This window comes from Niveibacterium sp. 24ML (assembly GCF_026586805.1).
Classification (GTDB): Bacteria; Pseudomonadota; Gammaproteobacteria; order Burkholderiales; family Rhodocyclaceae; genus Niveibacterium.
In genome coordinates this window covers 1-13,225 of the sequence record NZ_JAPFHA010000044.1, presented here as the reverse complement: position 1 = coordinate 13,225, position 13,225 = coordinate 1, and the positions used below count along the sequence as shown (strand labels likewise).

5 protein-coding genes are annotated in these 13,225 nt (G+C 62.7%); 1 reads left to right on the top strand and 4 read right to left on the bottom strand.

Going from position 1 to position 13,225, the window contains the following annotated elements; genetic code table 11:
• The 3 genes from OPU71_RS20740 to OPU71_RS20730 form a co-directional block, all read right to left on the bottom strand.
• Positions 1 to 8,047: YDG domain-containing protein (locus tag OPU71_RS20740; protein WP_267730003.1), on the bottom strand; the 8,047-nt coding region annotated here is incomplete at its 3' end.
• A gap of 538 nt (positions 8,048 to 8,585) precedes the next feature.
• Positions 8,586 to 9,212 carry a response regulator gene (locus OPU71_RS20735; RefSeq protein WP_267730001.1) on the bottom strand — a complete coding sequence of 209 codons (627 nt, stop codon included), beginning with the start codon at positions 9,210 to 9,212 and terminating at the stop codon, positions 8,586 to 8,588.
• A gap of 2 nt (positions 9,213 to 9,214) precedes the next feature.
• Entirely contained in the window at positions 9,215 to 11,245 is a 2,031-nt protein-coding gene (locus OPU71_RS20730; protein WP_267729999.1) for a sensor histidine kinase, read from the bottom strand.
• A gap of 901 nt (positions 11,246 to 12,146) precedes the next feature.
• On the opposite strand from OPU71_RS20730, the gene OPU71_RS20725 reads away from it, so the two are divergent.
• Positions 12,147 to 12,425 carry a hypothetical protein gene (locus tag OPU71_RS20725; RefSeq protein WP_267729998.1) on the top strand — a complete coding sequence of 93 codons (279 nt, stop codon included), beginning with the start codon at positions 12,147 to 12,149 and terminating at the stop codon, positions 12,423 to 12,425.
• 400 nt (positions 12,426 to 12,825) lie between these two features.
• On the opposite strand, the gene OPU71_RS20720 is transcribed toward OPU71_RS20725, so the two are convergent.
• On the bottom strand, positions 12,826 to 13,225 hold a 400-nt coding region (locus tag OPU71_RS20720), incomplete at its 5' end, for a transposase (RefSeq protein WP_267729997.1).

The following is a 13,225-nucleotide window of genomic DNA, read 5'->3' as shown; positions in this document are numbered from 1 at the left end:
CGACGCCAGCGAGGCTGCCGGCGGTGGTTGCGGCCGTGGTGCCGTCGTAGGTCTTGCCGCTGGCGCTGATCGTGCCGCTGATCGCCTTTGCGCTGATATCGGCGGTGGTTGTGGTGTTGTGGCTGACGGTGTAGTTGCCGGCATCGGCGCCGCTGAGCGTGCCCGAAACCGCAACCGTTTTGCCGGTGCCGGCGTTCTTGTCGCTGAAGGTGCCGGCCGTCGTCAGTGCCACGGCGTCACCACTCACAACCCCCGAGAGGCTGCCCGCGGTGGTCGCGGCCGTGGTGCCGTCGTAAGTCTTGCCGCTGGCGCTGATCGTGCCGCTGATCGCCTTGGCGCTGATGTCAGCGATGGCCGTGGTGTTGGTAGCGACCGTGTAGTTGCCGGCGTCTGCACCGCTGAGTACGCCGCTTACTGCAACCGTCTTGCCGGAGCCGGCGTTCTTGTCGCTGAAGGCGCCGGCCGTCGTCAGTGCAACGGCGTCACCCGCTACCACACCCGCCAGGCTGCCTGCGGTGGTCGCAGCGGTCGTGCCGTCGTAGGTCTTGCCGCTGGCGCTGATCGTGCCGGTGATTGCCTTGGCGCTGATGTCAGCGATGGCCGTGGTGTTGCTGCTGACCGTGTAGTTGCCCGCATCGGCGCCGCTGAGCGTGCCGCTTACCGCCACTGTCTTGCCGGTGCCGGCGTTCTTGTCGCTGAAGGTGCCGGCCGTCGTCAGTGCCACGGCGTCACCACTCACAACACCAGCCAGGCTGCCCGCGGTGGTCGCGGCCGTGGTGCCGTCGTAAGTCTTGCCGCTGGCGCTGATCGTGCCATTGATCGCCTTGGCGCTGATGTCAGCGATGGCCGTGGTGTTGCTGCTGACCGTGTAGTTGCCCGCATCCGCGCCGCTGAGCGTGCCGCTCACCGCCACCGTTTTGCTCGTGCCGGCATTCTTGTCGCTGAAGGCGCCGGTGGTGTTCAGTGCCACGGCGTCACCACTCACAACACCAGCCAGGCTGCCCGCGGTGGTCGCGGCCGTGGTGCCGTCGTAGGTCTTGCCGCTGGCGCTGATCGTGCCGGTGATTGCCTTGGCGCTGATGTCAGCGATGACCGTGGTGTTGCTGCTGACCGTGTAGTTGCCCGCATCGGCACCGCTGAGTACGCCGCTCACCGCCACCGTCTTGCCGGTGCCGGCGTTCTTGTCGCTGAAGGTGCCGGTGGTGTTCAGTGCCACGGCGTCACCACTCACAACACCAGCCAGGCTGCCCGCGGTGGTCGCGGCTGTGGTGCCGTCGTAGGTCTTGCTGGTCGCGGTAATCGTGCCGCTGATCGCCTTGGCGCTGATGTCTGCGATGGTCGTGCTGTTGTGGCTGACGGTGTAGTTGCCCGCATCGGCACCGCTGAGCGTGCCGCTCACCGCCACCGTCTTGCCGGTGCCGGCGTTCTTGTCGCTGAAGGCGCCGGTAGTGTCGAGTGCGACGCTGTCACCGGCCACCACGCCGGCCAGGCTACCGGCGGTGGTCGCGGCTGTGGTGCCGTCGTAGGTCTTGCCGCTGGCGCTGATCGTGCCATTGATCGCCTTGGCGCTGATGTCAGCGATGGCCGTGGTGTTGCTGCTGACCGTGTAGTTGCCCGCATCCGCGCCGCTGAGCGTGCCGCTCACCGCCACCGTTTTGCTCGTGCCGGCATTCTTGTCGCTGAAGGCGCCGGTGGTGTTCAGTGCCACGGCATCACCACTCACAACACCAGCCAGGCTGCCCGCGGTGGTCGCGGCCGTGGTGCCGTCGTAGGTCTTGCCGCTGGCGCTGATCGTGCCGGTGATGACCTTGGCGCTGATGTCAGCGATGGCCGTGGTGTTGCTGCTGACCGTGTAGTTGCCCGCATCCACGCCGCTGAGCGTGCCGCTCACTGCCACCGTTTTGCTCGTGCCGGCATTCTTGTCGCTGAAGGCGCCGGTGGTGTTCAGTGCCACGGCGTCACCACTCACAACACCAGCCAGGCTGCCCGCGGTGGTCGCGGCAGTGGTGCCGTCGTAGGTCTTGCCGCTCGCGCTGATCGTGCCGCTGATCGCCTTGGCGCTGATGTCGGCGATGGCCGTGGTGTTGCTGCTGACCGTGTAGTTGCCCGCGTCAGCGCCGCTGAGCGTGCCGCTTACCGTCACGGTCTTGCCCGTTCCGACGTTCTTGTCGCTGAAGGCGCCGGTGGTGTCGAGTGCAACGGTGTCACCCGCGATGAGGCCTGTGAGGGAACCCGAGGTGGCCGCGACCGTGGTGCCGTCGTAAGTCTTGCCGCTGGCGGAGATGTTGCCGGTCAGGGCTTTGGGCGTGATGCTCACCGTGCCCCCTGCGTCGCTGATGTCGTAGCCCTGCTGGTTGGAATAGAGTCCGTTCGGCGTGACCGTATAGGTACCGACGTTCTTGCTGGAGGTGGCGGTCGTTGCCGTGCCCAGCAGGTTCGCGTTCGGCGTGGCGGAGTAGCTCACCCCCAGTCCGTTTGTCGTGCCGTCGTAGGCCCGGGTGCCGCCGGTCGCGGTCACGGTGAGCGGCGTCAAGAAGCTCCGCAGCAAGGGGGCGGTGTGGCCCTCGTAGATACGCCAGATCGTGCCGGATCCGCCGCTGTCGCCAATGTCGGCCCCCCAGGCACTGAAGGTGCTCAAGGACTTCATTTCGGCGCTGGTCTTGCCGACGACGTTGGTCAGGGTGCCGGTATTGTTGCCAACGCCGATATTGGTGACGGAGGTCGTTCTGTCCCAGTAGGCGTTGCTAATCGTGCCGGAGTAGTTTGCGCCGACCAGACCGCCGACGTTGTTATTGCCAGAAACGCTGCCGGTGGCGTAGGCGTTGCTGATCGTGCCAGCGCTCGCCAGCCCGACCAGACCGCCGACGACGAAATTGCCAGAAACGCTGCCGCTGGCATAGGCGTTGCTGATTTTGCCGGAGTAGCTGTTGTGTCCAACCAGACCGCCAACAGCAGATTTGCCTGAAACGCTGCTCGTGGCGTAGGCGTTGCTGATCTTGCCGGAGTCGTTGTTGTATCCGACCAGACCGCCGACGCTGGACATGCCAGCGACGCTGCCCATGGCGTAGGCATTCTCGATCGTGCCCCAGTTCGCACCGGCCAGTCCGCCAACAAACCAGCCCCCCTGCACACCAATGCCCGTCAACCCTACGTTGGCGATACTGGATCCGCTGGCGGTATAGCCAAACAAGCCGACGTAGTCGGTGGAGGTGCGATTGATGCTCAGCCCGCCGATGGTATGGCCCAAGCCATCGAAATGGCCGGTGAAGCGGGTGACATCCGACTTGGAAGCGTTTGATCCGATGGGGGCGAAGCCCGCCCCACCGTTCCAGCCGCTGGTCGCGCTGGCATCGATGTTGTTGCCCAGCACGAAGTTGCCGGAAAGCGTGTTGTTGATCGCCTGCAACTGATTGACGTTGATGATCACGCCGTAGGCCGTGGGCGTCATTGAAGTGTCGCTGCCCAGATAGACCGACCCCGCCGTATCGAACCCGCCGTGGCTCAGCAGGTAAGGCGTGGTCTGGTTGCCGGCATTGCCCCAGACCGCTGAACCGAAGCCCGTGGGCAGCGCGGCGGCCAGCTCGGCGGTGGTCTTGCCGACGACGTTGCTCAAAGTGCCGGTATTGTTGCCAACGCCTGTCGTGGTGCCGGAGGTCGTGGTGTCCCAGTAGGCGTTGCTGATCGTGCCGAAAGTGCTGTTGTATCCGGCCAGACCGCCGACCTGGTCGTTCCCTGAAACGCTGCCCATTGCGTAGGCGTTGCCGATCGTGCCGTCGCTATGTCCTACCAGACCGCCGACCATTCTGTTGCCCGCAACCCTGCTCGTGGCGTAGGCGTTGCTGATCGTGCCCCAGTTAGACCCGACCAGACCGCCAACGTCGACTCCACCCGTAACGCTGCCCGTTGCGTAGGCGTTGCTAATCGTGCCCCCGCTAACGCCAGCCAGGCCGCCAACGTCATACTCTGAGCCCGACACGCTGCCCGTGGCGTAAGCGTTGCTGATCGTGCCACGCTGGTCTCCAGCCAGACCGCCAACAGCAGATTTGCCTGAAACGCTGCCCGCGGCGTAAGCGTTGCTGATCGTGCCGGAGGCGCTGTTGAGTCCGACCAGACCACCAACCGACTCATTGCCGGAAACGCTGCCCGTGGCGTAGGCCTTGCTGACCGTGCCCAAGTTGTATCCGACCAGACCGCCAACGACAGATTTGCCTGATACGCCGCCTGTGGCGTAGGCGTTGCTGATCGTGCCGTCGTTCCTCCCAGCCAGACCACCGACGTAGGCTGCGCCGGAAACGCTACCGCCCACCAGGCCAAGATTTCGGATTGTGGAACCATTGTCTGTAAAGCCAAACAGCCCGACAAAATCCATCGAAGTGCGGTTGATGCTCAGATTGTTGATGGTGTGACCCAGACCATCGAGGCTGCCGTTGAATGTTTTTCCGAATTCGCCAATCGGGTCAAACCCGGCGCCGCCGTTCCAGCCACTGGTTGCGCTGGCATCGATGTTGTTGCCCAGCACGTAGTTGCCAGAAAGCTTGTTGTTGATCGCCTGCAACTGATTGACGTTGATGATCACGCCGTAGGCCGTGGGCGTGAACGACGTGTCACTTCCCAGGTAGACCGGCCCTGCCGTATTGAACCCGCCGTGGCTCAGCAGGTAAGGCGTGGTCTGCTTGTCCGCATTGCCCCAAACCGCTGGATCGAAGCCCGTGGGCAGCGCGGCGGCCAGTTCGGCGGTGGTCTTGCCGACGACGTTGTTCAAGTTGCCGGAATTCGCGCCAACGCCAGTCGGGGTACCGGAGGTCGTCTTATCCCAGTAGGCGTTGCTGATATTGCTGGTGTTGCCGGTGTTCCAACCGACCAGACCGCCAACCCGAAGGTTGCCGGTAACACTGCCCGTGGCATAGGCGTTGCTGATATTGCCCGAGTTCAAACCGACCAGACCGCCAGCGTAGCTGTCGCCAGAAACGCTGCCCATGGCGTAGGCGTTGCTGACAGTGCCGGAGTTCCCCCCGACCAGACCGCCAACGACGGTATTTCCGGAAACGCTGCCCGTAGCGTAGGCGTTGCGGATATCGCCGAAGTTACTCCCGACCAGCCCGCCAACGCTGAGTTGGCCAGAAACGCTGCCCGTGGCGTAAGCATTGCTGATCGTGCCGATGTTGACACCAGCCAGACCGCCAACCTTGTCGCCACCCGATACGCCGCTGGTGGCATAGGCGTTGCTGATCGTGCCGGAGACGCTGTTGTGCCCGACCAGACCGCCAACTGTTCCATTGCCGGAAACGCTGCCCATGGCGTAGGCGTTGTTAATCGTGCCCCAGTTCTCACCGGCCACACTGCCCACGTAATCGTACCCCCGCACCTCCACGCTGGTCAGCCCCACGTTAGCGATGCTGGAACCGCTGGCGGTATAGCCAAACAAGCCGACGTGAGTGGTGGAGGTCCGGTTGATGCTCAGCCCGTCGATGGTGTGGCCCAAGCCATCGAAATGGCCGGTGAAGCGGGTGGCATCCGAGTCGGAAGCATTTGAACCGATGGGGGCGAAGCCCGCCCCGCCGTTCCAGCCACTGGTCGCGCCGGCATCGATGTTGTTGCCCAGCACGAAGTTGCCAGAAAGCTTGTTGTTGATCGCCTGCAACTGATTGACGTTGATGATTACGCCGTAGGCCGTGGGCGTGGACGACGTGTCACTTCCCAGATAGACCGGCCCCGCCGTATCGAAGCCGCCGTGGCTCAGCAGGTAAGGCGTGGTCTGCTTGTCCGCATTGCCCCAATCCGCAGAATCGAAGCCCGTGGGCAGCGCGCCGGCCAGCTCGGCGGTGGTCTTGCCGACGACGTTGCTCAAGTTGCCGGTATTGTTGCCAACGCCAGTCGTGGTGCCGGACGTCGTGGTGTCCCAGTAGGCGTTGCTGATATTGCTGGTGTTGCCGGTGTTCCAACCGACCAGACCGCCAACCTGAAGGTTGCCGGTAACGCTGCCCGTGGCATAGGCGTTGCTGATATTGCCCGAGTTCAAACCGACCAGACCGCCAGCGTAGCTGTCGGCAGAAACGCTGCCCATGGCGTAGGCGTTGCTGACAGTGCCGGAGTTCCCCCCGACCAGACCGCCAACGACGGTATTTCCGGAAACGCTGCCGGTGGCGTAGGCGTTGCTGATCGTGCCTTCGTTGTAGCCAGCCAGACCGCCGACGCCATCATTGCCGGAAACGCTGATCGTGGCGTAGACGTTATTGAGCGTGCCCCCGCTCGCACCGGCCACACCGCCTACATAATCGTGCCCCTGCACGCCAACGCCCGTCAGCCCCACGTTGGCGATGCTGGAACCGCTTTCGGTATAGCCAAACAAGCCGACGAAGTCGGTGGAGGTACGGGTGATGCTCAGCCCGCCGATGGTGTGGCCCAAGCCATCGAAATGGCCGGTGAAGCTGGAGGCAGCGTTTGACCCGATGGGGGCGAAGCCCGCCCCGCCGTTCCAGCCGCTGGTCGCACTGGCATCGATGTTGGCGCCCAGCACATAGTTGCCCGCACTGTTGCCGCTAATGCCCTGCAGATCGGTACCGGTGGTGCTGCCTGCAGCCCCCAGAGACGTAATGACCGTCCAGGCGGTCTCGGTGCCACTGCGGCCCTGCTGGGTATAGAAGTGGCTGCCCGCCGAGAGGTTGATCGAGCCGCCGTTGAGGGCGTAGCCGGTGCCACTGCCGTCGGTGCTGCCCTGGCCGTAGTGGAGCTTCAGGGTGCCCGCGCTGGCGCTGATGCTGGCATTGAGGTTGATGTTGCGATACGCCGAGAGCATGAGGGTGTTGTTGCTCGTCCAGCTCACGTTGGCATTGACGTGGATGTCGCCGGCATCGCTGCCGCTGCCGTTTTCTGTGGTCAGCGTGACGTTGTTGGTGCCAAGGTTCGTGGCGAGCGTGCTGGCGCCGATGCCGCTGCCGGTGCTCGGGGCACTGCCGGCGCTGACGGTGAAATCGGTGGGGTCGATCAGCCAGGTGCCGGTCTGGCCGTTTGCGGCCTGCGTGGTGACTTGGGCTTCGTCCGCCACCGTCACCTTGGCGCCGCTGGTTTCGATGAAGCCGCCCTTGCCGCCATCCGGCGCTGAGGCATCGAGCCTGCCGGCAAGGTTTGTCGTGCCCGCACTCATGCCGGCGAGCAACACGATCTTGCCGTCGCGGTTCTCCACCGTGCGTGCTTCAATCACGCCGGTGTTGTTGACCACGCTGCTGATCAGGCTGTCGCGCGCGCCGGCGCTCAGCAGCACCTGGCCGCCTTCGGCCTGGATCAGGCCACCGTTTTCGGCGAGCGCATCGAGCAGGTTCTGGTCGACTTGCAGGCTCGCCAGACTGTTACCGTTGAAGTTCAGTGTTACGGCGCTACCTGCGCCCAGTGCGGCCGTGCCTTGCGGCGCGCTGATGCTGCCGGTGTTGGCCACATTCTTGCCGATCAGGGCGATGTAGCCGCCGCTGGCTGCGTTGAGGCTGCCCTGGTTGATGACGCTGCCCGTGCCACGGCCGCTGAAGGTGGCGCGCTGGCCGTCGGCACTGCTTGCTGTGAGCTCCAGCGTTGAGGCCACCAGGCCACCGACGTTCACCTGCGCACTTTGGCCAAACAGTACCCCGTTGGGGTTGATCAGCCAGACTTGGCCGTTGGCGTTGAGGCGGCCCATGATCTGGCTGCCCGCGGTGTCGTGGATGCGGTTGACCGCAAGCGCGCTGGCCGAGGGCTGAACGAAGTTCACCGTCTCCTGCTTGCCGACGTTGAAGCTCTGCCAATTGAGCGAGAGGTTCTGACTGTTCTGCCTGATCGTGGTGGTGGCGCCACTCTGGCTGATGCTGCCGCTGCCCGCGGTGACTTGCCCGCCAGTGGGCCCAGCCTGCGCCAGCCCACCACCGAAGGTAAAGGCGACCGCACAGGCCGGCGCCAGCAGCTTGCGCCGCCCGCTGCTTTTCCCCCGCCCGCGTGCGACTTCAGCAACAACGACCCAGGCGTTATGTGCGGCACTCCAGACGAGCCGATAGATGCGGTTGAGGGTGGCGTGGCGAGACATGAGCATTCCTTAACGTACGTGGGACCCGCACCGCTCGTGGCGTTGCGGTTTACCTGTAGAGGCAGGCTTCTGCCAAGGGTAAGAAACTCTTGCTGTTAACGTGAGAGGGGATTCCCGGACATGTAGGGGTTTTTCTGACACGATCGCTGCGCAAACGCGCAGGCTCGGCGCCGCACCGGGGCCTTAAAACGTAGTCCCATCAATGACTTACTGGTTACTCGGCCGGTGAATTTGCCTGTCAAGGGTGCAATTCAACAAAATCAGTTAATTTGTGCAAATCTGAACTTGTTTGACACAAGGCAACTTGGCAAGGCCCCGGCTGCAGCGTCTGATGCAGGGTTACCCAAGGTGTAACTGCGCTCGACGCGAAGCGCGCAGCAAACTCGACCGGCTGGCGCACATCGGCAAGCAGACGGGCGGAATTGGCCAAGCGATGTATTGATCGGCCGTGCCAGTCAAGCGACGCACCACGAGCATGAGCACGCAAGGGTGAGCACGGGCGGTCTGAACAGGGATAGGCCCCGGAAGGCGTCCGCCTTTACTTGGCGCAATTGCGAATAGCGAACTGCCGTAGGTCTTTCATGCTCGCGAGCCCGAGTTTTTCGTTAAGGCGGGCACAGTAGGTTTCGACGGTGCGCACACTGATGGTGAGCGCTTCGGCGATGGCGGAATTGCCCAGCCCCTTACCGAGCAATTCGAGTATCTGCAACTCTCTCGCACTGCAGCGGGCTTCCGTTGGGGCTCGTTCGCTCTCCGCCAAGGCGTGCGCTGCACGAGGGCTGATGTAGCGGCTGCCTTGGCGCGCGGCATTGACCCCCTCCAGAAACACCCGTGAGTCCTCCCGCTTGCTGACGTAGCACGTCGCGCCAGCGCGGAAGCTGTTCTGAATGTTGTGGGCGTCTTCGTGCATGGAGTACACGAGCACGGGAATGGCGCGCCCACGCAGGGCTGCGATCAGATTGAAGCCATCGCCCTGATCGAACGAAAGATCGACCACCGCCAGATTGGCGTCCAGTTCGGGCAACCGAGCAATCGCCTGGACCGCGCATCCTTCTTCCGCGCAGACGGAAAACCCTTCACGTTCCAGAACCAAAGTCAGCCCGTAGCGAACGGCGGGGTGATCATCCACAACCAGAACACGTGCAGTGTCAGCAGCATTCGTCACCGTCAAGCTCCTGCATGAATCATGACATCCTCCCGGCCAGCCTTATCCGGGCTTGCAAGTACGCATTGCTGGGCGTCGCAGGCCATGCGCAAGCTGACTACCGTGCCGCCGCCCGGACGCTCCGCCAGCGTCAGCTGAGCACCGATCAGGTTCGCCCGGTGCGACATGATCCGCGTGCCCAGCCCGCCCGGCGTTGGTCTGCCGGCGGCTAAACCGACGCCGTCATCCTCGATGCGCAAGCTCAAGGATTGGGTGACAGGGTCCCCCTCAAGCACCATGACCACCTTGCGTGCGTTCGCATGCTTGACCACGTTCTGCAATGCCTCCTTGGCGATGTGATAGATGCCTGCCGCCTTGTCCGTGCTGCAGGCAATGCACGCCGTGTCGCAGCGCAGAGAAACATCCAGGCGATGCAGGGTGCGCATCTTGTCGGCTAGGCCGCCGAGCGCCGCAACCAGATCGCGCGCATCGTTCTCCATCGGCCACAAACCCCGCGAAAGCTCATAAGCCTGATCCACCGCCCGTTCAAGCAAGTCGGATAGCCGCTTGAGCCCACCTTGCGAAGCCTGCGGTTCAGTCGGCGAAGGCTGCAGCAAGGCGCAATGCAGACGCGCGGCCGTCAGCTCCTGACACAGCCCATCGTGCAGCGCCCGGCTGATCACACGCCGCTCTTCATCACTGACACGCTCAATTTCGCGCTCAAGCCGGCTGCGTTCAGCCATTTCGTTCTGAAGGCTGAGGTTCTGGGCTTCCAACTGGCTGGCGAGCCGCTCTTCGGCCGAAAAGGCCATTGAGAACCGGTGGGCGAGCGAAAACGTCTGGCACAGGATGAACACAAGCGTGCCGATCGATGCAAGCCGCATGGTGTGGATAACATCGTAGCCATCAAGAAAATCATTCAGGCCACACAGTCCAAGCAGGGCGTAGCCGATCAGCAGTAGCAGTGCGCCAACGCGGCGAGCACGCAACGCACGAATAAGGTTGAAGATGGAATAGGGCACCAGCACGGCCATGTACGCGGCCATGAGCATCATGGCCATCAGGCCGAATTGGGTGTAGATGCCGAACGCAGCGACCATCGCACCAATCATGGCAAAGCAGAACATCACCTTGCGGGGAAACTCGCGCGGGAAAAGGCTGGTGAAAAATGCCTGCAGCACGGGCAATGAGACGGTCAGGCATGCAAAGCCAATCGTGTGGACCCATGTGCTGTTCGCGTCGGGGAGAAACAGCCAGATGGCCTGGTCACTACTGCTGCTGCACAGCGTGTTGGCGGTACGCAGCAGGCAATAAATGCTCAGAAGGAGCGGCGCGCGGTTGCTGCGGCGTGAAATGAATAGCGCCAGGTGGTAGATCGCCATGACCAAGAGCGCCCCAGCGACGGCAAGGCCAATGCCCCACTGCCGAATCTGTGGCCGCAGCAAGGAATTGGGACTGCCAAACTCGATCGCCTCCGCAAGCCCCCCATGGACTGAGGTTTGACTCGACGTTTGCAGCAGGATTTCGATCGGCGCGCCATGGCTCGGAAAACGCACGATGCGGATCTCCGAACTGCCCTGTCGCTCGGATGCCGCGTCTGCGCCGACGGTACCGGAGCGAACCAACACACGACCATCCACCCACAACGTATAAGCCGAGGAGATGTCCGGCACGCGCAGGGCCAACTCCTGCTCGCCCGGCGGGGGCAACACCCGTAGCCGGTAAGTCCCATAACCCTGGCCGCCTCGCGGGCTGCTCGGCAACTCGGCCTTGCGCCACGCCAGCGGCACCTGCAAACGAATCGGCTCCGGTAGAGGCTTGGCCGTGGCGAAGTCCTCCGGTGTCAGCAATTGTTGCCAGTAAAAGTCCCACGCCCCATTGAGCTTGGCCTTGCCTCCCTGAGCAAGGCCCAGCGTCCTAAGGTCGATTTCACCGCGCTGGGCGGCGGGGGTGGCTCGCGTTGTGCCGGACCACAGCAGCATCAGAACGCTTAGTAGCCCCAATCCGAAGAATTGCCACAGCAGGCTGCGCCAGCTGCTTACTTGTCTGCTCATCGCACTGCCGTTATGTTGTTTGCGCCGGGCGGAGTGTATGCAATGCGCAGCAGACGAAATTGCCCGCTCCAAGTGACTTGATGTTTGTCAAAATCATTGGTTGCTCAAACCATTCGACAGCGTTGAGCTTCTGGCGCGCGTTGATGGCGTTTGCTGCACGATGAAAGATTATTCGGGCAGCCCTTCCAAAAGTCCGGAGGCTACTCGACTTCAATTACCGGCTCGGGAAACACTGCTTGCGGAGGCGCGAGCGCTGCCCGGCAATTTCCCCAACGCGAAACAGGGCAACTCACGGCTGCCATTCGATCTCCTCAGCAACTCGGCGACGCACTCCGCACCGCTGCTCGCAAACAGATCGGGCTGAGCCACCCCCAGTTGGCGCTGGCAGCGAGAGTCGGCGTTCGCTTCATTGTCGATCTAGATGCGGGCAAACTCAGCGTGCGGCTCGAGCAGGTGCTGCGCGTCATCGATGCACGGGGTGGCGAAGTCCAGATAAGCGGACAGCCATCCTGAAGTATCAAGATAAAAGATAAAGGCAGGCCGGCTCTGGCCCAATGCTTCAATCTGGTGCACCGCGCCACACGCCCCAGCGCGCCCGAAGTCCTACGCCTGTTTGACTACGCGATCTTCAATGCCTTGATCGGCAATCACGACGCCCAAGGGAAGAACTTTTTGCTGCTACGTGTACAGCGGGTACAAGTCCGTACTGGAAGCGTTGGATGTGGTCTTAGGTAGTAATGCACACGCACTGCGTTTTCCGTCAGCGCACGCGAGATGCCGCCACCGGTAGATTCACCGGATTCAGTGATAGCGAAGAGGATATCACCGACCGTTTTGTTGCTTGGCCGCACGGCTTTCCAAACTGCCAAATCCCGGCTAAACCAACGTTAGAGCGCACCATATGGCGCAGTGCTTCGACAATACTGATCGCGAAGTCTTGGTTGGCTCGCAGGTCCGCCTTCTTCAGCTTTCACCGGCTTTCTTGAAATCTTTGCCGGATGACGAACTGGCCGAAGTGAGCTCAATGATTGGCGAAATTTTCGAAGTCTACGAAATCGACCAATATGGCTGTGCGTGGGTCGAGAAAGGCTGGAATTTCCCCGACACTGGGCAGTTCATGGGGCATTCTCTCGGCCTGGAAAGCCATGAGATGGAACTTGTCGATGGCCCTGCGCTCTAACAAGTCTCTAAGGGACTTCCCGTCAACCGGGCGTTGTTGAAGCCGGCCGTCAGGCCGGTTTTGCTTTTCAGGTTTCTCGATTCATTGCGTACCTCTCGGCGCAGGAGTACATGAACTGCTTGGCACTGTGCATGACGCGTTCAGGGCAGACGTACATCTCTCTAATCGGTCTTGTTCGGCATGTTGCCGGGACCCTGCAATAAACCGCTCCAGGGGGCCTTGGTCCGTCATCGTCACGACCGGCCGTACGGGGATCAACCGCAGTGGCCTTGTGGGGTCGGCGCGCTTTGTTAGTCAGGCTCTCCCCTGGCCGGTCTGACCTGGGTGTCTTGCACGGTACTGCTGCAGTCTGGGGTGCTCCTGTAAAACTCATGGTTGTTTGGCCGGACTAGGCTGGCCGTCAGTTCGCGGTGGCGAGTGACTCGACCGCCTCTTGGTCGCTTGTCTCGACCATGCCGTGCGCGGCTTCCCACTCACGCCAGGCCTCGCTGTTGTAGGCCTGGCCGCGCGCGAGCATCGCCCACACCTGGCGAGCGTGTTTGTTGGCAATGGCGACCGCCGCCTTGTGATAGCCCACGCGCTCATGCAGGCGCACCATCCACTGCTGCAGACGATTCAGACGTTCAGGAGCCTGGGCCTGGATGCGCAGGGCGGCTTGGAGCACCGTGCGGCCGCCTTGCACGAAGAGGCTGCGCAGATAGGCGTCGCCACGCCGCGTGATGCGCCCCAGGTGGGTCTTGCCGCCGGTGCCGTGCTGGCGCGGCGTGATGCCCAGGCTCGCCGAGAACTGCCGTCCGTTC